20 protein-coding genes, 1 pseudogene and 1 riboswitch are annotated in these 19,790 nt (G+C 60.0%); of the genes and pseudogenes, 5 read left to right on the top strand and 16 right to left on the bottom strand.

What is annotated here, in order from left to right; translation table 11 throughout:
• From FCU66_RS30105 to FCU66_RS30130, 5 genes and pseudogenes are all read right to left on the bottom strand, one after another.
• Positions 1 to 1,090: sensor histidine kinase (locus FCU66_RS30105; RefSeq protein ID WP_246094098.1), on the bottom strand; the 1,090-nt coding region annotated here is incomplete at its 3' end.
• On the bottom strand, positions 1,077 to 1,754 hold the full coding sequence (locus tag FCU66_RS30110) for a response regulator transcription factor (protein ID WP_136617742.1): 678 nt from the start codon (positions 1,752 to 1,754) through the stop codon (positions 1,077 to 1,079). The genes FCU66_RS30105 and FCU66_RS30110, both read right to left, overlap by 14 nt.
• Before the next feature lie 81 nt (positions 1,755 to 1,835).
• Positions 1,836 to 4,952, bottom strand: coding sequence for an efflux RND transporter permease subunit (locus FCU66_RS30115; RefSeq protein WP_136617741.1), 3,117 nt, complete (start codon positions 4,950 to 4,952; stop codon positions 1,836 to 1,838).
• Positions 4,949 to 6,202 (bottom strand): efflux RND transporter periplasmic adaptor subunit, encoded by a 1,254-nt coding sequence (locus FCU66_RS30120; protein ID WP_168991846.1) that lies wholly within the window; start codon positions 6,200 to 6,202, stop codon positions 4,949 to 4,951. Before FCU66_RS30120 ends, FCU66_RS30115 begins: the two co-directional genes overlap by 4 nt.
• Positions 6,203 to 6,782: 580 nt before the next feature.
• Positions 6,783 to 7,188 (bottom strand): annotated as a pseudogene (locus tag FCU66_RS30130) (transposase); the annotation flags it as partial.
• Positions 7,189 to 7,393: 205 nt separating this feature from the next.
• Between FCU66_RS30130 and FCU66_RS30135 the strand changes: the two are divergent.
• The 4 genes from FCU66_RS30135 to FCU66_RS30150 all read left to right on the top strand — a co-directional run bounded on the left by FCU66_RS30135 (position 7,394) and on the right by FCU66_RS30150 (position 11,097).
• Entirely contained in the window at positions 7,394 to 7,792 is a 399-nt protein-coding gene (locus FCU66_RS30135; protein ID WP_181956574.1) for a type 1 periplasmic-binding domain-containing protein, read from the top strand.
• 350 nt (positions 7,793 to 8,142) lie between these two features.
• The gene (locus FCU66_RS30140) at positions 8,143 to 8,364 is read left to right on the top strand and encodes a hypothetical protein (protein WP_136617739.1); all 222 of its coding nucleotides are present in this window, start codon (positions 8,143 to 8,145) and stop codon (positions 8,362 to 8,364) included.
• 467 nt (positions 8,365 to 8,831) lie between these two features.
• Positions 8,832 to 9,941, top strand: coding sequence for a histidinol-phosphate transaminase (gene hisC / locus FCU66_RS30145; RefSeq protein WP_136617738.1), 1,110 nt, complete (start codon positions 8,832 to 8,834; stop codon positions 9,939 to 9,941).
• Between the two features lie 127 nt (positions 9,942 to 10,068).
• Complete coding sequence (locus FCU66_RS30150; RefSeq protein WP_136617737.1) at positions 10,069 to 11,097, top strand: LLM class flavin-dependent oxidoreductase; 1,029 nt, start codon at positions 10,069 to 10,071, stop codon at positions 11,095 to 11,097.
• A gap of 259 nt (positions 11,098 to 11,356) precedes the next feature.
• Here the strand turns inward: FCU66_RS30150 and FCU66_RS30155 are convergent, their stop codons facing one another.
• The 11 genes from FCU66_RS30155 to FCU66_RS42225 form a co-directional block, all read right to left on the bottom strand.
• A complete protein-coding gene (locus FCU66_RS30155; RefSeq protein WP_136617736.1) occupies positions 11,357 to 12,127 on the bottom strand; it encodes a hydroxymethylpyrimidine/phosphomethylpyrimidine kinase in 771 nt (256 codons plus the stop codon).
• Complete coding sequence (locus FCU66_RS30160; protein WP_136617735.1) at positions 12,118 to 12,723, bottom strand: thiamine phosphate synthase; 606 nt, start codon at positions 12,721 to 12,723, stop codon at positions 12,118 to 12,120. The genes FCU66_RS30155 and FCU66_RS30160 overlap by 10 nt, the downstream gene beginning before the upstream one ends.
• Positions 12,720 to 13,493: a thiazole synthase gene (locus FCU66_RS30165; protein ID WP_136617734.1), complete on the bottom strand. Its 774-nt coding sequence runs from the start codon at positions 13,491 to 13,493 to the stop codon at positions 12,720 to 12,722. Before FCU66_RS30165 ends, FCU66_RS30160 begins: the two co-directional genes overlap by 4 nt.
• A 3-nt stretch (positions 13,494 to 13,496) precedes the next feature.
• A complete protein-coding gene (gene thiS, locus FCU66_RS30170; RefSeq protein WP_136617733.1) occupies positions 13,497 to 13,694 on the bottom strand; it encodes a sulfur carrier protein ThiS in 198 nt (65 codons plus the stop codon).
• Positions 13,663 to 14,664 carry a glycine oxidase ThiO gene (thiO, locus tag FCU66_RS30175; protein WP_136617732.1) on the bottom strand — a complete coding sequence of 334 codons (1,002 nt, stop codon included), beginning with the start codon at positions 14,662 to 14,664 and terminating at the stop codon, positions 13,663 to 13,665. Before thiO ends, thiS begins: the two co-directional genes overlap by 32 nt.
• A complete protein-coding gene (gene thiC / locus FCU66_RS30180; protein ID WP_136617731.1) occupies positions 14,661 to 16,496 on the bottom strand; it encodes a phosphomethylpyrimidine synthase ThiC in 1,836 nt (611 codons plus the stop codon). Before thiC ends, thiO begins: the two co-directional genes overlap by 4 nt.
• Positions 16,497 to 16,599: 103 nt before the next feature.
• A riboswitch (TPP riboswitch) is annotated at positions 16,600 to 16,716 on the bottom strand.
• Positions 16,717 to 16,996: 280 nt separating this feature from the next.
• A complete protein-coding gene (gene queE, locus FCU66_RS30185) occupies positions 16,997 to 17,734 on the bottom strand; it encodes a 7-carboxy-7-deazaguanine synthase QueE (protein WP_136617730.1) in 738 nt (245 codons plus the stop codon).
• Entirely contained in the window at positions 17,731 to 18,087 is a 357-nt protein-coding gene (gene queD / locus FCU66_RS30190; protein WP_027055667.1) for a 6-carboxytetrahydropterin synthase QueD, read from the bottom strand. The genes queE and queD overlap by 4 nt, the downstream gene beginning before the upstream one ends.
• The gene (gene queC, locus FCU66_RS30195; protein WP_006334015.1) at positions 18,087 to 18,785 is read right to left on the bottom strand and encodes a 7-cyano-7-deazaguanine synthase QueC; all 699 of its coding nucleotides are present in this window, start codon (positions 18,783 to 18,785) and stop codon (positions 18,087 to 18,089) included. The genes queD and queC overlap by 1 nt, the downstream gene beginning before the upstream one ends.
• A 522-nt stretch (positions 18,786 to 19,307) precedes the next feature.
• On the bottom strand, positions 19,308 to 19,529 hold the full coding sequence (locus FCU66_RS42220) for a hypothetical protein (RefSeq protein ID WP_246094090.1): 222 nt from the start codon (positions 19,527 to 19,529) through the stop codon (positions 19,308 to 19,310).
• Entirely contained in the window at positions 19,447 to 19,668 is a 222-nt protein-coding gene (locus FCU66_RS42225) for a hypothetical protein (RefSeq protein ID WP_246094099.1), read from the bottom strand. Before FCU66_RS42225 ends, FCU66_RS42220 begins: the two co-directional genes overlap by 83 nt.
• On the opposite strand from FCU66_RS42225, the gene FCU66_RS42230 reads away from it, so the two are divergent.
• The gene (locus FCU66_RS42230) at positions 19,600 to 19,770 is read left to right on the top strand and encodes a hypothetical protein (RefSeq protein ID WP_246094091.1); all 171 of its coding nucleotides are present in this window, start codon (positions 19,600 to 19,602) and stop codon (positions 19,768 to 19,770) included. The two genes, FCU66_RS42225 and FCU66_RS42230, sit on opposite strands and share 69 nt — an antisense overlap.
• Positions 19,771 to 19,790: the final 20 nt, after the last annotated feature.

Below are 19,790 nucleotides of genomic sequence, written 5' to 3' on the forward strand. Positions count from 1 at the left end.
ATTTTATTGCGTTGTCAACGAGATTAGCTAGCGCCTCGAACAGCAAGTCGCCATCAGCGTCTATCGGCACCGCCGGCTGGCAAACGACTGCGAAATCGAGGCCGCCTTCTTCTGCGATCGGCCCATAGAATTCAGCCAACGCGGTCACGATGTCGCCGAGATCGACACGTGAAAAATTCTCACGGCGGCGGCTCTGCTCCACCTCGGCAATCCGCATCAGGGCAGCGATCGTCGCCAGCAGCTGGTCGATGTCCGCCAAGGACTTCTGCATCGCAGCCTTGACAGGTGCATCACCCGAAATTGCACGCAAACTGCGCTCAAGGCGTGCGCGCAAGCGCGTCAGCGGCGTTCGGAGGTCATGGGCAATGGAATCGCCGACCCCTTTCACTTCCGCTATGAGCCGCTCGATCTCGTCCAGCATCGTGTTGACGATCACCGACAGCTTGTCGAATTCGTCTTGGCGCTTATGAACCGGCAATCTTCGGTCGAAATGGCCCTCCATGATGGAACTACAGGCTCGGCGCACAGCCTCGACGCGCCGTAACATCGCCCGGCTCATCACCAGCCCGCCGATCAACGAAAGCGCGATCGCAGGGATGATTGCGAGCGCCATGGCCCTAGCGACGATTTCTTTTATTTCGTCCAGCGATGCCGTTGCACGCCCCAGTAAAAGTATGCTGCCATTGGTGAGGATGGTCGCGACGCCGCGTACGCTCTCCGATCGCTTCTCCGCACCGTTGTCCAGGGACAGCACCAGAGTTGTCGGGATATCGAGCTCCGGCAATGTTGATGGCAGTATTGCGATGTTACCGGCGAGCCGCGTGCGATCGGCTGAGAAGATGCCGAAGGCCTTTTCCTGCCGCTTGTCGATAGCCAATGCTTTCTCGATGCGGGCTGGAAGGGATGCCGGATCATCCCGTGCGAAAGAACGCGCGTCGCCGATCAGCGAATCGTCGATCTGTTTGGTGAGATAGCCAACTGTCTCCCTGTAGAAAAACCCAGCCATCAGCAGAAGCGCGAGGGCAAGGATCCCCGCCGCGCCGATCGTGCGGCGGAAGCTGGCCGTTTGGAAGATCCTAGTCCTGTGCACGAAGGACAAACCCCCGACCACGAATCGTATGGATCAGCGGCAACTCATCTGCCAGATCGATCTTACGGCGCAACCGGCCGATATGAACGTCGACGAGGTTCGTTCCTGGATCGAAGCGATAGTGCCAGACATGCTCGAAAAGCATCCCTCGCGTGACGACTTGCTCGGCATGCCGAAGCAGATATTCGAGCAGGGTGATCTCGCGCGGTACGAGTTCGACGATGCGGGTACCGCGTCGTACCGTGCGGGTCAAAAGGTCAAGTTCCAGGTCGGCGAGCCGCAGGACCGTGGCTCGCTGATCGGGAGTGCGGCGCGCCAGCACCTCGATGCGCGTCCGCAGTTCAGCCAGCGAGAACGGTTTCACGAGGTAGTCGTCGCCGCCCGCCCGCAATCCTCTTATGCGCTCGTCAACACTGGACAGTGCACTGAGGACCATAACCGGCGTATCCACGCCGCCTCCGCGCAAGCTTTCGAGAAGGCTCAGACCGTCTAGGCCAGGCAGTAGGCGATCGAGCGTGATCACGTCAAAGGCCTGGGTTTTGGCTTTAGTCAACCCGTCCGGCCCGGTCGCGGCGTGCTCGACTTCGAACCCCGCCGCACAGAATTCGTCGACGATCTCATCGGCCGTATCTGCATCGTCTTCGACGACCAGGACCTTAATCACAGCGTGTTGTCCTCTCCCATTGGCCACGTTGTTGCTTCACCCCGGCGGGCGTCAGCGGGCCAAGCACGGCCGCTCCCCAACCTATTCTGCCGGGACTGCGGGGAGCGCGGGCCGACGCCCGATGATCCGATACTTGACGCCCATCATCAAGCCTGCAAACTGCTGCATGTAGAGGTAGATGACCGGCGTGGTGTACAGCGTCAGCAGCTGCGACACGCAGAGTCCGCCCACGATCGCGATGCCGAGCGGGCGTCTGAGTTCCGAACCGACGCCTGTACCTAAAGCGAGCGGCAGCGCGCCCAACAGCGCACAGAGCGTGGTCATTGTGATGGGCCGGAACCGCAAGATGCAGGCTTGGATAATGGCTTCCTTTGGCGGCAAGCCGCGGTCCCGCTCGGCTGACAATGCAAAGTCGATCATCATAATCGCATTCTTCTTCACGATGCCGATGAGCAGGATGATGCCGACAAGCCCCATGACATCAAGCTGACCACCAACAAGCATAAGCGCCGCGAGGGCGCCCACTCCCGCTGAAGGCAAGGTCGACAGAATGGTTATCGGGTGGATTACGCTCTCGTAAAGCATGCCGAGAACGATGTACACGGCGATCAGGGCTGCCACGATTAGCATCGGCTGCGTGCTGAGCGAGGCCTGGAAGGCCTGTGCGGTGCCCTGGAACCCGGTCTGCACCGTCGCGGACAGGCGAATCCGTGCCTGCATGGCTTCGACCGCCGTAACCGCGTCCCCGAGGGCGACGTTGGGCGCGAGATTGAAACTCAGCGTTACGGACGGGAACAAGCCCTGATGGTTGATCGTCAGCGGCGCCACGGAGCTACTGACCTTGGCGAAAGCGCTGAGCGGAACCTGCTTGCCCGAATTGCTTCCGACATAGATCGCATCAAGCGCGCCTGCATCGACTCGGTATTTCGGATCGATCTCCATGACGATTTTGTGCTGGTCGGCTTGGGTGAAGATCGTCGTGACCTGCCGCTGACCGAATGCGTCGTAGAGTGTGTCGTCGATCGCCTGCGGAGTGATGCCGAGGCGTGATGCCGTGTCCCTGTCGACAGCGATGCTGGCATGCGGCGCCGCGGCTTGCAGGTCATTCGCAACGTCTCGGACCTGAGGAAGCTTGCGCAATTCGGCGGTCATCGTGTCGGCCCATCTGTACAGTTCGGGCAGGTTGGGGTCCTGCAAGGTGTACTGGAACTGCGTCTGGGAGCCGCGTGCGCCCACGTTGATGCCCTGTACAGCCTGCATGCCCACGCTGACGCCGGACACACCGGCCGTTTCCTTACGGAGGCGTGCAATCACCTGATCCGCGGACACGGATCGTTCCGACAGCGGCTTGAGGACGATCTGCAAGTTGCCGGAGTTCATGCGCCCGGAGCCGCCGAGGGTGGACCGGACCGTGTCGACCGCCGGATCTTTCAGGATGAGATCGACAACGGCCTGCTGCTTGGCTGCCATCGCTTGGAAGGAGATATCCTGCGCGGCCTGCGTGGACCCGGAAATCAGCCCGAGGTCCTGTTGTGGGAAGAAGCCCTTCGGGATCGCTAGGAACAACTGCGCCGTTACAGCCAGCGTTGCGAAAAAGGAGAGGAGAACAAGCCTTGGATGTCCGACCACGACGCGGAGCGAACGGCTATAACCCCGCTGGATGAAGTCGAAGCCGCGTTCGAGCAGGCTGGATAAGCGGTTGGGCTTGGCTTCGTGACGATGGCCTTTGATCATCAGGGCGCACATCATAGGCGTAAGGGTGAGCGAAACGAGCGCCGAAATGATGAGCGCTACCGCTATGGTGACGGAGAACTCCCGGAACAGCCGGCCGACCATGCCGCTCATCAGAAGCAGCGGGATAAAGACCGCGATCAGCGATGCGGTCATGGAAACGACCGTAAAGCCGATCTCGCTCGCCCCCTTCAAGGTGGCCTCAAGAGGGGATTCGCCGCCCTCGATGTGCCGGACGATGTTCTCGATCACGACGATCGCATCGTCGACGACAAACCCTACGGCGATCGTGAGTCCCATCAGCGAAATGTTGTCCAGCGAGTAACCCAACAAATACATCACGCCAAATGTGCCGATCAGGGAAACGGGAATCGTGACGGCCGGAATGATGGTCGCGCTCATGCTCTTGAGGAATAGGAAGATCGTGAGGACAACCAACCCGATCGTAATCATGAGTGTGAACTGGACGTCGGCCACGGCTGCGCGAACGGCAACCGTAGAGTCACCCGCCGTCATGATCTGGACCGAGGGAGGGAGGCGCAACCGCAGTCCTGGCAGGGCGGCCTTGACGCCATTCACGACGTCAACCGCGTTAGCGCCCGACTGCAGATGAACGTCTATGAGGACAGCCTTCCGATTATTGTACCATGCACCCAACGTCGTGTTCTCGACGCTGTCGATCGCGCGTCCGATATCGCTGATCCTTATCGGAGATCCGTTGCGGTAGGCGATGATTGCCGCGCTCGCGTCCGCCGAGGTGAGGAGTTGGTTATTGGCGTCAAGCGTGACCGAGCGCTGCGCGCCTTCGAGAGTGCCCTTGGGTCCGTTGGTCGTCCCCACTACCAGCGCGGACCGAACGTCTTCGAGGCTCATCCCGAGGCTGGCCAGCTTCATGGGATCGAGCTGGATTCGGATGGCCGATTTCGAAGAACCGGGCATGTCCACGAAGCCGGCTCCCGGAATCTGGGACAAGGTCTGGGCAACCATATTAGACGCCGCATCCATGACCAGCGGGAGGGGGATCGTGTCCGACTGCAGCACGATGGAGATCACGGTGAACAGCGCCGGATTGACCTTGTGGTAGGTGGGCGGACTTTGCATTGCCTTTGGCAATGAGCCGCTCGCCGCGTTGATCGCCGCCTGAACGTCCTGGGCCGCGCTGTCGATATTGCGGCTGAGATCGAACTGCAGCGTCATGTCGGTTTTGCCGAGCGTACTCGTCGACGTCATCTGGGCTAGGCCGGGTATGGTCGAGAATTGCTGTTCGAGCGGGCTCGCTACCGTGCTCGCCATCGTTTCCGCGTTGGCGCCGGGCAACGTGGACTCTACAGCGATGGTCGGAAAATCGACCTGAGGCAGCGACGAGATCGGCAGAAGCATGTACGCAACCATGCCCACGAGCACGATGCCGAGCGTCAGCAGCCCGGTCGCAATTGGACGCTGGACGAATATGTTGGAGACGCTCACACTCGATCCCTTCGATGGCCCAAAGCTTCGCCTGCCGCGTCCTGCGATCCGGCGCTCTGCGTCGACACTTTCATCCCGGGCTTCAGGCTGTATTGCCCCTCGGTGACGACCGTATCGCCGGCATTCAAGCCCGAAGCAATCACGGTGACGTCGCCGGCTACGCGTTTGACCGTCACCTGGCGCTGGACCAGCGTCGAGTCCTCCGGCTTGACCAGATAGACGTAAGTGCCGTTGGCCGACTGCTGAACGGCACTTGATGGAACCGAAGTCGCCTCGGACAGAAGCACGCTCTGGAACAGGGCACTGACGAACTGCCCCGGCTTCAGTTGATGGTCCTTGTTCGGGAAAGTCGCCTTCAATTTGATGGTAGCCGTCGCGGGATCGATATGATTGTCGACGAGGCTCAAAGTTCCCGTGTCGAGCATCCTGCTATCGTTGGCCGCTAGGGCGGTGACGGAAATCGCGGACGCTGGCGTTCCGACCGGCCAGTCAGCGACGGCGTCCGCCGGCACGGTAAACACGACCGAAATCGGCTCGAGCTGATTGATTGTCACAATCCCCAGATCGGTCGAAGTGATCATGTTGCCCGCATCGATCATCCGGATGCCCGCCACGCCGTCGATCGGCGAGGTGATGGTGGTGTAGTCTATCTGGGTCTGCGCGTTCTCGATGGCGGCTTTGTCCGCCAAAATCGTCGCCTCCGTCTGGGCGATCTGCGCCTTTTGCGTATCGAGGACCTGGCCCGTGGCAAAGCCTTTCTGGGCAAGGCTCGAAACGCGTTGCAGATCCGCTTGAGCATTGGTGAGTTGTGCCTGATCCTTGGCCAGCGTCGCTTCGGCCTGATGCAGAGGTCCAAGGAAGGGTTTCGGGTCCAGGCGGGCGAGCACATCGTGCGCATGCACCATCTGGCCTTCAGTGAAGACGATATCGTTGATCTGCCCATTGGCGCGAGGCTTGACTGTCACGCTGTTGAAGGGTTGCACGGTTCCGAGCCCTGTGACCCGGATCGGAACGTTCCCAAGTTGCGCCTGCGCTGCCTTGACCACAATGGGAGGCGCCGGTGCGACAGTTGCGAGCGCGACGGCGTCCGAAGGGCGAGCGCTGCTGTAGGCATAGATGGCAAAAGAGCTACCGCCCAAGAAGACGATCGCGAACATTAATCGCAGCGACCGCGACCTGCGGAACTTCTCAGCGGGAAGGGTCTGTTGCGCCAAAGGCTCGTGCGGTTTGTCTGGGGCCTGTTCGAGCATTCGGATCTCCTGGTGACAGTGCATAAACGGCACGCTCAAAGACCGTTCTGTTGCACTGCAGCATTACGTCGGAAATCCCTTTGCGCTATTAAAATCGGTGTTAAGAAACGTTGCGTAAGCAGCCATGAGTAATTCTCCGTGGAATATAGGAGCACGACCGAGGCCTTGCGCATAGCAACCGAACCGTTATGGAGCGTGATCAGCTTCAGCGGCAGTCCGGCCTTGAAGAAAACGCCCAAAACTGAGATCTGTGCCAGCGATCTGCGCCTGCTCGGGGAAGATCAGTCTGGCGACCTAGCCGAGCAGCGTAAAGTTGTCGACCAGCGTGGAACTCATGGCGACAATCAGGCCAGGCACATCCGGGTTTCCAGACCGGTATGAAGGGCCTGGGCGCCAGCACGGCCGGCGCATTGCTCATGATATTGGAGAGGACCGCGGAGAAGCCCGACAGGCGCCGTCGCGCGCCGGCGCAGACCCCTTCCTAGACTAGCGACAAGGTATTCGCCCTCGACTTAGAGGTCTCTCCCAAAAACGAGCCTGTCTACATTGCTGCGTTCATTCATCCTTACCCCGGCCTTTATCAACCAAAGACAGCTGCGGCCGATTTGATAGTGATGCCACCATCGGGGCTTCGGCGCATCTGACGTCCCGTGGCGGCGCAAAAGACAGTCGGCAGTTGCAGCGCTGGCGGCACCCGTGACCAGAGCGTTCGCATGATTTCCCGGCCATGCCGAGTTTTCCGAATGGCGCTTCCAGACACGACGCGCTGAGACCAGCGGAAGCCGATTTCATGGAAATACAGGTCGGCATGTTGCGGGCTGATATGGTGAAAGACGCCGGCGATCGTCCGCCGCACGCGGGAATTGAAACCCTCCACCTAATTGACGTGGACCGTGTCGCGAAGATATTCGTGGCTGGAATGCTTCACGGGTCTCATGCTTGGCAAAACTCTCGCCTATGGCCATGAATGCCTTCGCCTCATCCGAGGCGGAATCCAAGTAGAGAAAATTTGAGTTCGTTTTCAATCGCCTCGGCATGGAGCAATAGGAGCGCGGACCAACAAAAATACCAACAAAATATTTCTGTGGATTGGTTCGGTTCCCGAATAATGCCCCATCCATCCATGACACTGCATCAAGGTCGCGGTGCCGTTTCCTCCTATGGCGGGACGAGGTCGGGGGGGGCCGCCGTTTGGCTGTTTTCCACGGTCGCAAAACGGCCCGGCAAGGGGCGGTCTTCGTCGGCAGCCACCGCTTGCAGGGGCACGAGCTCCGCGAAATCGGCTTTCGCTCCTATTTCCGTGACAACGCGCCGAGTTTCGAGGTGCTCGATACGCTCGTGACCCTCGAGAAGCGGCAGATCACATACGAGACCACGCTGGATCTCATGCACGGCAACCTGAGCTCGTCGGCTTCTGTATGGTCGGCGGGGGCAGGGGGCCATCAGGAGCTCCGCGAGGTGCGCAAAGCTCAAGACGCTGTCGCGATTGTGAATGAAATCACGCCGGAGTCGCGGTCGGCCCTCGTAGATGGCATCGTCGCGATGGCGGTCGCCACGCCACTGCGCCCAGCTTTGCCAGGAGCTGATTAGGCTGATGGCCCGGGCCATCAGCACCGGCACCGCGGCGACGCCGGGGCAGACATTCTGCCGTTCGATATCATCTACCGGAGCTATATGAAACTGATGGAATTCTATCATGAGCGCAGAGTTTCCTTTCGCGAATGAAAGAAAGCTCGATTGACTCTCCCGCCCCATTCCCGTCTCGTGAATCAACGTGCGGTTGCGGCGTGCAGAAGCCAGTCGACGGTCGCGATTCATGAAAGGAAACCCCATGGCAAGGCATCGCACCGCTGTGCACTCGACCACGTTGCAGCGCCCCGACTTACGGCTAAGGCGTTTTTCGCGCTTGCCCGTGACCAGTCAAAATCCGCAACCAAGCGGTGGACCCGGCTTTCAACGCCGCCGACAAGGACGTGCTCGGGGCGTCCGACAGCATGAAAGTCTCGTTCATCGGCGTACCCATTCGCGTCGATGCGAACGTCGTGGGCACGCCGACCATCGACCGCGCCACGGACAGTGTTTTTTCGCGGCGGCGTGGAAGAGCGGACCGGGCAACAAGGTGCCGCAACTGGGCCGATGATGCCAGACAGGCCGGCGACTGAGGCTGCTCCTTGGGCCGCCGCTACGGTCCCGTCCGTCGTCAGCGACCAGGCACCGCTGGCGCCTCCCAGCGCAGCCTCTTTAAAGGTACGAGTATGTCAAATCGCGAGCGTGTCATCGCGGCCGTGAAGAGATGGCTCGGTGCAGACAAAGGCGGCGCCTCCTTGGACTGACGCCGCGCCAGATTGGATACACGCTGAGGAAATACGGCATCAGATCAAGCGTCCTTGAAAGGCTGACCGAGGCAAATATCAGGGACAAATCAAGCGTTGGTGGCTGGCGGAGCCTTGGCCCGATGACGAGTGGATGCGGACTGAGCGTCGGGCCAATCCGACCCGGGAGGACAGCCCGCCCGACCTCGCGGGGTCAATGTGCTGACAATGGCGGTGTGAATGCACTGTTGGTCGGCCATGTGCTCCAGACCATCAGTTCATCCCGGATTCCCTCTGCGACTGAAACGGAGAAAAACATGTCCGATGCAAAACTTCAGAGTGTGCTGTCGTCTCTTTCGCAGGTGGTGAGACAGTTAGATGCTCTGCCATCCGATACACCAGCGCCGGATTCAAGTTGGGTAAAACTAAACACGAATGAGAACCCCTTCCCGCTTCCGGCAATCATAATGCAAAGTGCGATTGCAGCTCTCGAACGGCAGTATCTATATCCAGAAGACGATAACATCAGCTTGAGGGAAGCAGCCGCGAATGCCTACAGCGTCTCCATGGATCAGGTGATCGCCGGCAACGGATCGTCTGAACTGCTTGGACTTGTCTACAGAGCATTCCTTACCCCGGGGGATAGCGTGGCGATGATGTCGCCAGGCTTTTCGTTCAACCGCAAACTTGCAACGTTGCAGGGTGCTCAATTTGTCGAAATCGAATTTAGCGAAGATCATTCCTTGCCGATGGAGCAATTGCTCTTCGGTCCTGCAAAGGACGCCAAGTTCATTCTGCTAGCCAATCCGAACAATCCGACTGGAACGTTCGTTCCGGTGGCCGATATCGAACGCCTGGTAGCGAAATCGGACCGCTTGATCGTGCTGGATGAGGCCTACGTCGACTTTGCACCCGAGAATGGTCTACGCCTCATCAATCGCTATTCGAACCTTCTGGTCTTAAGGACATTTTCGAAAAGCTATGCTGCCGCCGGCATTCGCGTCGGTTTCGGTTTCGGTCATCCTGAAATTATCGGCAGGCTACGCAACATCCAGAACGTCTTCAACATGAATGTGATCGGGCAGGCGGTTGGTATCAGCGTCCTTGCGCACCGCGCCGCCTATGCAGACAACCACAGACACATCAGGCATGAACGACGGCGAGTAACGCTCGCGCTGTCGCAACTTGGATTTTCCGTAATCCCTTCCCACGCAAACTTCTTGCTTGCCCGCGTGCCAACGGGACAGGACGGCTCATGGTGGCAATCAGCCTTTGCAAGGCAAAAAATACTTGTTGCCGTCTTTCCAGATAAAGGTTTGGAAAATTACGTCCGCGTCAGCATCGGTACAAAAGAGCAAATGGATGCATTTCTTTGTGCCGCTGGTCGTATTTGTAGAATAGTTAATATGTCAATATGCCCGTATTAGGTTGCATGAGCCTCCGCTTGAGCATTGCGCAGGCAATAATCCGAGCGATTACACAAGCGAGAAATCTTTAAATTGCTTGGAATACGCAAGCAACCGGACTTGTTGCGTCAAAAATGGAGACAATATCATGGATAAGGCCTTTCCTTCAGGCCTAGCTGTCGGCATCTTCGATCATCTGGACGAGGACGGCCCCGATATCGCCCGACAGTACGAAGATCGCCTGATGTTAGCGGAGGCGTGCGATCACCTTGGGTTCTATGCATATCATCTCGCAGAGCACCATTGTACCCCACATGGGAGAGGTCCCTCACCGAATCTGTTCTTGTCGAGCGTAGTCCAGCGAACCCGTCGCCTTCGTGTCGGCCCGTTGGTAATGCTGCTTGCCCTCTATCATCCGCTACGTGCGTTCGAAGAGATCTGTATGCTGGACCAATTGAGCGGTGGCAGGCTCGAACTTGGGATAGGGCGCGGCTCGCTCCCGATCGAATTGGGTTACTTCGGGATTGGCTCGGACGCGGCGCCAAACCACTATGCGGAAGCCAGCGAAATTCTTATCAATGCGCTGAAGGGCGGCACGCTATCCTATCAAGGTCGCCATTTTGAGTTGAACAGCGTTCCGCTGACGCTAAGAACTCATCAGCGTCCACATCCGCCGACTTGGATCGCCACCAATCGACCGGAATCGGCAGGCTGGGCCGCTGCGAATGGGATGAACATCGCGTGCGTGGGACCTTCCTCTTCCGTTCGAAGAATCACTGATGCCTTCCGCGCCGGTCGAGAGCACACCAGTGAGGCGGACGACCAAGCGCCATTTCTTGGATTGCTCCGAATGGTCGTGATTGGGCGCTCTGAAACAGATGCACGTTCACTCGCCGCACCTGCTTACGAACGGTGGCTCAAGAGCTTTAAATTCCTTTATGATCTCAATGGCATGCCGACTCCACCAAACCTGCCGCTGACCTTCGATGCAGCAATCGAGAAGGAATTGTGCGTAGTAGGAACGGCAGCATCTGCGGGACAAGCTCTTCTTGATCAGCTGGAAGCGGCAGGTGCAAACTACCTCCTTTGTCAACCGGCGTTTGGGAATCTGTCGTTAGATGCTTCCCTATATACCGCAACGGCGATTCAATCCGCAATTATGGCTCGAGTTGGCTAACCCCGGTTCGAACGTTCGCTCACCCAACAACGTGCCAAGCGGCATGCGTCGCTAGCGACGACTAGGTGCGGGTTTCGGATGACCCATCAACCGGTTGGCACAGAGGCATGCGGCTCCTACTCAAAGCGGCGTGTTGTTCATAGGCGACAGCGACCGTGTATGCCGCATTCTCACCCCTCGGATAGGGCCTTCATGTCCTAGGAGTAGACCCACGATCGCCTGCCAGACTTGATCGGAGCGTTGGATACGTTCGGCCCGATTAGCTTATCGGCCCGATATCCTTCGATCCGGCAAGCGCATCGAAAACATGTTGCTTGGCTTGGCGCACGCTCGCTTCCAGCGACGCTCCAAGAGCAAGCGAGGCGGCGACTGCGCTGGCCATCATGCAACCCGTTCCGCGCATCCCTTGCGGCAAGCGGCGCGCCTCGAACCGAACTGCAGGTTGGTTCGGCTGCAAAAGCACGTCGACGCAACGGGTTCCTTGTGCATGGCCGCCCTTGACGAGTACGGCGGTCCTCACCGTCCTCGATAGCTCTTCAGCCTGACGACAAGCCCCTTCTTCGTCCGCGGCCGGTGACGAGCCGGTAAGCGCAGCCAGCTCGACCAGGTTAGGCGTTACAAGCCGGCAGATCGGCATCAGATCGTGGCGCAGCATATTAATGGCATCGTCCGCCAGCAGATTGCGTCCCGAGGTAGAGGCCAGGACCGGGTCGAGTACCACAGGCACTTGGCGGTTGACCAAAACAGCGCCGACTGCCTCAACAGCCGCCGATGTCCCAATCATGCCTATCTTGACGGCCGCGACAGCGTTGGCAGCGAACGCGGCGCGCATCTGAGCGGCGACAAGCTCCGACGGCACAAGCTTGACGTGCTCGACAGCCGAGTGCGTCTGGACTGTCACGGCGGTGATGGCAAGACAACTGCGCAGCCCGAAGGCGGAAACCGTTTCTATATCGCGGGCAATTCCAGCTCCACCGCTGGAGTCCGACCCGCCAACGACAAGCACATGCGGTTCTCGCCTCAGCGCCATCGCTCCGTCTTTTCGATCCATTCTCGTGTGCGCGCTTCGGGATCGGCATTCAGCGTGATGTCGGTGACCACTGCCGCGCTGTCGGCGTCAGCCGCGAAAACTCCGTCGAGCCTGTCAGGGTTGAGACCGCCAATGGCGACCAATGGGATTGGCGCTACCCGATGCTTCCATTCTCTGATCCGTTCGAGTCCCTGCGGCGCCCATTTCATCTTCTTCAGGATGGTCGGGTAGATGGGCCCAAGCGCGATATAGTCAGGCTCGGCGGCCACGGCCGTGTCCAGTTCGACACCATCATGCGTGCTCAGTCCGAGCCTCACGCCGGCTACCCGAATCCGCGAACGGTCGGCGGTTTGCAGATCCTCCTGACCGAGATGAACGAAGTCGCAGCCTTCCTCGATGGCCAGTCGCCAGTAATCATTGATGATGAGCTGGCACCCGTATCGAGCGCACATGGCCTTCGCTGTGCGGATCTCAGCGCGCAATCCGGCTTCGCCCATGGTCTTGATGCGAAGCTGCACCAGCTTGACGCCGAGCGGCACCAGCCGATCGATCCAGGCTGCACTTTCGACGATCAGGTAGAAGGGATCGAGCTTCATGAAAAAACGGCTCTGCCGATCGTCGGTGTCGATGGCACGGCAGCGTCGCGCGGTTCGAGGATTCCCGAGATGAAAGCTTCACGACCGGCCTCGACCGCCTTGCCGAACGCACGCGCCATGCCGACCGGATCGGCCGCCTTGGCGACCGCTGTGTTCAGGAGCACGGCGTCAAAGCCGAGTTCCATAACGGTTGCCGCGTGCGACGGTCGTCCGAGCCCCGCATCCACAATCAGCGGGACCTCAGGGAAATGTCCGCGCATCGAGCGCAGCGCCATGATGTTGATCGGCCCAAGGGCGGAGCCGATCGGTGCGCACCACGGCATCAAGACCTTGCAGCCCGCCGCCAGTAGCCGCTCGGCGACAACGAGGTCGTCGGTGGTGTAGGGGAATACAGCAAAACCGTCCTCGCACAGGACGTGGGCGGCTTCGACCAGACCGAACACGTCTGGTTGTAGCGTGTCGTGGTTGCCGATCACTTCGAGCTTGATCCAGTTGGTGCCGAACACCTCGCGCGCCATTTTCGCGGTCATGACCGCCTCCTTGACGGAGTGGCAGCCAGCAGTATTGGGCAGGATTCTTACGCCGAGCGAGCGGATCAACGACCAGAATTGTTCGCCGGCCCTGCCGCCTGCCATTTCGCGACGCAGCGAGACGGTGACCACCGATGTGCCCGACGCCTTGACTGCATCGGCAAGGATGGCCGGCGAAGGATATTGAGCCGTGCCGAGAAGCAGGCGGGAAGGAAGCGTGGTTCCAAGAAGATCGAACACGATCTAGCCTCCTTGCATCGGCGAGAGGATTTCAATCCGGTCGCCGTCGCTCAACTGGAATTCCGCCCGCTTGGCTTTGTGCACGAGGTCGCTGTTGACGGCCGTTGCAAGCCAATCGCCCTCATAGTCGAGCGCGGCAAGCAGGTCGGCCAATGTCGCGGCGGCAACCTCATGCGCTTCGCCGTTGACGGTCAGTTTCATGTGCAACCTCCCTGGTTCTGTCTTGGCTAAAAACCAGGTCGGCAGCCTGGCGCGCCATGGCGGGGGCGAGAAGAAAGCCATGGCGGTAAAGCCCATTGATCGAGACGGTGTCTCCGCTCGCTTCGACGCGCGGCAGGTTGTCTGGAAAGGCCGGACGAACGCCGACACCGGTTTCAGCGATCTCGGCCTCACCAAAGGCCGGATGGAGGGCATAGGCGGTGCCCAGCAGCTCCATCATGGAACGCGCCGTGACCGGTCCGGCGGACTGGCTTTCAATCATCGTCGCGCCGATCATGAAACGGTGGTCGGCGCGCGGCACCACATAGAGCGGAAATCGCGGATGCAGCAGTCTGACCGGGCGCGACAGCGAGATATCCAGCGTGCGCAGGATAAGCATCTCGCCACGAACGCCACGCAACCCATCGTCTTCCGCCGCCATCCCCGTGCAGTCGATCCGGCGATCGAAACCGGAAAGGTGCCGGGCGTCAGTGCCGAAGCGGAATTCGACGCCCATGGCTGCGAGCTTGTCGTGAAGTGCCGCCATCGCCTGGCGCGGGTCGAGATGAGCCTCGCCGGGGAACAGCAATCCGCGCCGGAAGCGGCCGGCGAGGTCGGGCTCCAGCAAGGTGATTTCATCTTCATCGACACGCCGATGCCCCGACGTGCGGCTGGCAAAGCGGTCGAGCTCGCCGGCATCGCGCGGTGCGGCCACGACCAGTGTTCCGGCCCGCGTCACCTGGCCGGGCGTTGCCGTATCCCACCAGTCGGCGGCGTCGCGTCCGAGATCGAGAACCGGCTGCTCGGCGCTTTCGCGCTCGCACCATGGCGCCAGCATGCCGCCCGCGAACCAAGATGCGTTGCCGCCGAGAGCATGTCTTGTCTCGGCAACTGTCACCGCCGCGCCACGTATGGCGAACTCGAAGGCTGCGGTGAGACCGGCGATGCCGGCCCCTTGGACCAGCACCCTCATGATGGCTCATGCGCCTCCGACATCAGCGGTGCGCCGGCCTCGTCCGCCGGCACATAGAGATCGCCGCCCTCGCGATATTTCGCCGCCATCGCCGCCATGCCCTCTTTCTGTGCCTCGGCGCGGATGTCGTGGGAGATGCGCATGGAACAGAATTTCGGCCCGCACATCGAACAGAAATGCGCCACCTTGTGCGCCTCCTTGGGCAAGGTCTGGTCGTGGAAGGACCGCGCGGTTTCGGGGTCGAGCGACAGGTTGAACTGGTCTTCCCAGCGGAACTCGAAGCGCGCACGCGAAAGGGCATCATCCCTGGTTTTCGCTGCTGGGTGGCCCTTCGCCAGGTCGGCGGCATGGGCAGCTATCTTGTAGGTGATCACGCCAATCTTGACATCGTTGCGATCGGGAAGGCCGAGATGCTCCTTCGGCGTGACGTAGCAGAGCATGGCGGTGCCGAACCAGCCGATCATCGCGGCGCCAATGCCGGAGGTGATGTGGTCATAGCCCGGCGCAATGTCGGTCGTCAGTGGTCCAAGCGTATAGAAGGGCGCTTCGCCACAGACAGCGAGCTGCTTGTCCATGTTCTCCTTGATCTTGTGCATCGGCACGTGGCCAGGCCCCTCGATCATCACCTGGCAATCCTTCGCCCAGGCGATCTGCGTCAGCTCGCCGAGCGTTTCCAGCTCGGCGAATTGTGCCGCGTCGTTGGCATCGGCAATCGAGCCGGGACGAAGGCCGTCGCCGAGCGAGAAGGACACGTCATAGGCGCGGCAGATATCGCAGATCTCCGCGAAATGCTCGTAAAGGAAGCTTTCCCTGTGATGGTGCAGGCACCATTTGGCCATGATCGAGCCGCCTCGGGAGACGATGCCCGTGACCCGGTTGACGGTCAGCGGGATGTAGTGCAGCCGCACGCCGGCGTGGATGGTGAAATAGTCGATGCCCTGCTCGGCCTGCTCGATCAGTGTGTCGCGGTAGACCTGCCAGGTCAGGTCCTCGGCAATGCCGTTGACCTTTTCGAGCGCCTGGTAAAGCGGCACCGTGCCGATCGGCACCGGCGCATTGCGCACGATCCATTCGCGGATGTTGTGGATGTTGCGGCCGGTCGACAGGTCCATCACCGTGTCGGCGCCCCAGCGGATCGCCCAGACCATCTTTTCGACCTCTTCGGCCATCGAGGAGGTGACGGCGGAATTGCCGATATTGGCGTTGATCTTCACCAGGAAATTGCGGCCGATGATCATCGGCTCGCTCTCGGGATGATTGATGTTGGCGGGAATGATCGCACGCCCGCGCGCAACCTCATCGCGCACGAATTCCGCCGTGACGAAGTCTGGGATCGCCGCGCCGAAGGCTTCGCCGTCGCGCTCAAGCTTGCCACGCAGCATCTCGCGTCCGAGATTCTCGCGGATGGCGACGAACTCCATCTCGGGCGTGATGATGCCGGCGCGCGCATAGGCGAGCTGGGTGACCGCCTTGCCTGCCTTGGCCCTGAGCGGCCGGTTACGAATAGGAAATTCCGGCGTCAGGCGCTCGCCGGTGGCGAACCCATTGTCTTCCGGCCGGACATGGCGGCCGTCATAGGCTTCGACATCGCCGCGCGCCGTGACCCATTCGTGGCGAAGCCGGGCAAGGCCCTTTTCGATGCTGGTTTCGAGAGCAGGGTCGGTATAGGGGCCGGACGGATCGTAGACGGTGACGGGCGGCTCGCCGGCCGTCGGATGGACGGAGATTTCGCGCATCGGCACCCTGATCTGCGGGTGGAGGACGCCGGACTTGTGGATCTTTCGCGAGGCGGGCAGTGATCCCGTCGACACGGCGGGGGTGAGGGCATTCATCTTGAGGCTCCTTTGCTCATGCATTGGAGACCCAGTTCTGTGCCGGAAGGATGAAAAGACGCTTCTGCCGACCTGCCGAAACAGGATCTCGGGCGTAAACTCCCGCAAAGCGCTTGCACCGTCCCTACGCCAGTATGAACTGGATCAGGTTCAACGGGTCACTGCGCCGCGAAAGCCAGCAGTATCTCAGCCCCTTGCCGGGACTCCCCTGGTGAATGCGTCGAATTGAATGGGCCGGCGCTATTTTGTCAAGCGCATTCGTCCCGCAGCGGTGATCGGCAACCAAACAAACCCAGCGGAAAAGCATGCTAGTATAGAGAGCAAGTGACGCCCCAGAGCAGCGGTTAAGCGCCCCCAATAAGGCGAGCCCTCATGCGGATTCGGTGCCTTTTCCAGCACGGTATTTTCGGGGCTTTCCGGAACGACGCTGCTGCCACCCAGTTGGGTGAGATTGCTATAGATGTCTGTCTTGCTCGTCGTCGGCAATCCTTCCGCTTCGGCTAGACGCCCCGTTTGTTCCCCCAGAGCAGAACATGAAGCTGCGGCAGTACACGCGCCTCGAACCACCTGTCACGGGTCACCTTTTCAACCAGCCATTCCATGCGCCTCATCACACCGGCCATGTCGATGAACGCGTCTTCGTCGCCGGGACGCGGCGGCGTGTGATTGCCGGGCTGCAGATAGACGGGTAATTGCGGGTAGCGCGCCGCGGCGTCTTTGGCATAGGCATAGTCATCATCGTCGAAGACAACGAGCTTGAGCGCCATCTGCGGCTTATCCTGCGCCGCCTCTAAGCAGGCGTCGAACGCGGCCCAATCTGTCGTCATTTCGCTTGAGGGCGGCTTGGGGCTTAGTACCAGCACGTCGAGATCCGCGAACCATTGCTTAGACACCGAGCCTTGGGTTTCCAATGCAAAACGGTAGCCCTCACCATGCCCGCGGTCGATCAACTGGCCAAGCGGCTGGATGGCCGGATTGCCGCCCGACAGCGATACCATCACGGGCTGACCGCCGGAAAGCGCAATGACCTTTTGCCAAACCGCGTCGGGAGACATCATCTCCCAATCATGGCGGAAGCGACGGTCCACCGCATGCAGGCTGTCGCACCAGGAACAGCGATAATCGCACCCGCCGGTTCTTACGAACACCGTCGGCAAGCCGATCAGCACGCCTTCGCCCTGAATGGTCGGCCCAAAAATCTCGCTCACCCGGATTCCGGGATGCAACGCGCAAGTCATGGTCGGTATTCCGCCCAGGTTTTCGGCGTCTCGCTCACCCGCACGGCGGAGGTTTCGGGTAGCCGCACCTTGCACCAGTCGTAGAAGTGCCTGGCCAGATATTCCGCTGTGGCATGGTCATGCCCCAGCACGTCGTTAAGATGCCGATGGTCGAACGTCCCATCGATGTAGTGCTTGAACGCCGCCAGATCTTGGTAGTCGCGCACAAAGCCGTGTTCGTCCAGTTCGCCACCTGAAAGCTCCACTACGACGATGTAGTTGTGGCCGTGCAGACGTGCGCACTGATGATCTGGTGGCAAGGAGGTGAGCTGATGCGAGGCCGAGAAGTGGAACTCTTTGGTAATGCGGAACATCACGCGCTCCTTGTCTGGATAGCGTGGAGCCAGAAGTCTGCGTCCTCATAATCTGTCGGGTCGGTGATGCCGGCCAGATCGAATGCTTCGCGCCGTTCGACGCATGTCCCGCAGCGACCGCAATGACGTGCGCCGCCCTTGTAGCAGGACCACGTCGCCTCGAACGGTGTGGCGTACTTTGCCCCCTCGCTGACGATGTCGGCCTTCGACATATTCACATACGGAGCGTACAGGCGGATATCGGCGTAGCCTGCGAGCGCATGGTTCTGCATCGTCTGAAAGGCGTCGATAAAAGCGGGCCGGCAATCGGGATAGATGAAATGATCTCCGCCGTGGACGGCAGTGGCCACCGCATCGGCCTTCTGCGCGGCGGCAACCCCGAAGGCGATGGCCAGCATGATGGCGTTCCTATTCGGCACCACCGTGATCCTCATGGAGTCTTCGGCATAGTGCCCGTCGGGCACGTCCACATTATCAGTCAGCGCCGAGCCGCTCAGGTTCCGGCCGACATCGCGGATATCGACGATCTGGTGCGGAACACCCAGCCGCTTGGCGCAGATGGCGGCAAAGCCGAGTTCCTTTTTGTGCCTCTGGCCGTAATCGAACGAAAGCAGGCCAATGAGTTTCTGCTCGGTCGCCACTTTGTGAGCGAGCGAAACAGAGTCCAATCCGCCGGAGCAGATGACGAGGGCATTCATGGTTTGAGTCCTTGTTTTGACCGGGTAAGGCTGCGACCGGAGATTTCTCTGCGTTCCCACTACTCCACGGAGCCGGTTTTGTGAATGGGGTGGACGCGATTGAGCCCACGTACCTTGTTGTCAGCGTCCCCAAGATGACTTTGCACGCGACTTGTCGTGTATCTTCGACCGCTGGGGTGCTGACGCCGGCACTGCGTATATAGGCGTATAGACGATGCAGAAATCACTGCCGTGGCGCAGCAGCATTCCCGACACACCTTCGGCTTGTCCGGTTTGCCCCAGCACATGACGTCCCGAGTTTCGGCGACAACGCAAGGGTCGACCGGCAGTCCAGTGAAAGGCTTCTGCCTCGTGCTTTGCCGTTTTCTGGTCTGCGCATAGATCGCCTCGAGCCGCCGCGCCTCGTCATTGGTCAGAGCTGGGAATTCCTTTCCGAGGGCGCGGCTCGATAGGGGCCACCATTCTGGTTAAGGAAACGGAAGAGCAGATCGATCAGCCGCTCAGGCGTGTCGATAAAGGCATTCACATGTTACCGGAATTGATCGTAGCGCTGCAGAAAAGCTGTTTCGTAGGGAAGGGACCGTTCGATCGCCCGCCGAACGCAGGCATAAAGAAATTCGGCGTGCGGGTTGCATCGAAGTATCGGTAGAAATCCCCGGTGTCATTCAGCACCCGGACGTTGAATTGCGGCGTCAGTTCCCATTCGACCAATGGCAGAAGGCGCTTCCAATAGCTCTCCAGCATACGCCTGTACTCGTCGATCTGGTCCAGGATCGCGGCCGATACGGGAACACCACTCCCGGCGATTGAAGCGGTGCATGGCAAGGACGTGGTGGATCAGGTAGCGGTGAATGCGGCCGTCTCCGTCCTCGAACTGATGGATGTAGACAAACCCGAAGGCGAAGATTGCGGCGGCGACGACTGCATCAAGGTTTTGCGCTGGGCCTTGATCGAACGCAATTCCAGAACAACTTTCCTAGACTGAAGGCGTCGCAAGGCAAGACA

This window comes from Mesorhizobium norvegicum, assembly GCF_004919685.1.
GTDB classification, from domain to species: domain Bacteria; phylum Pseudomonadota; class Alphaproteobacteria; order Rhizobiales; family Rhizobiaceae; genus Mesorhizobium; species Mesorhizobium norvegicum.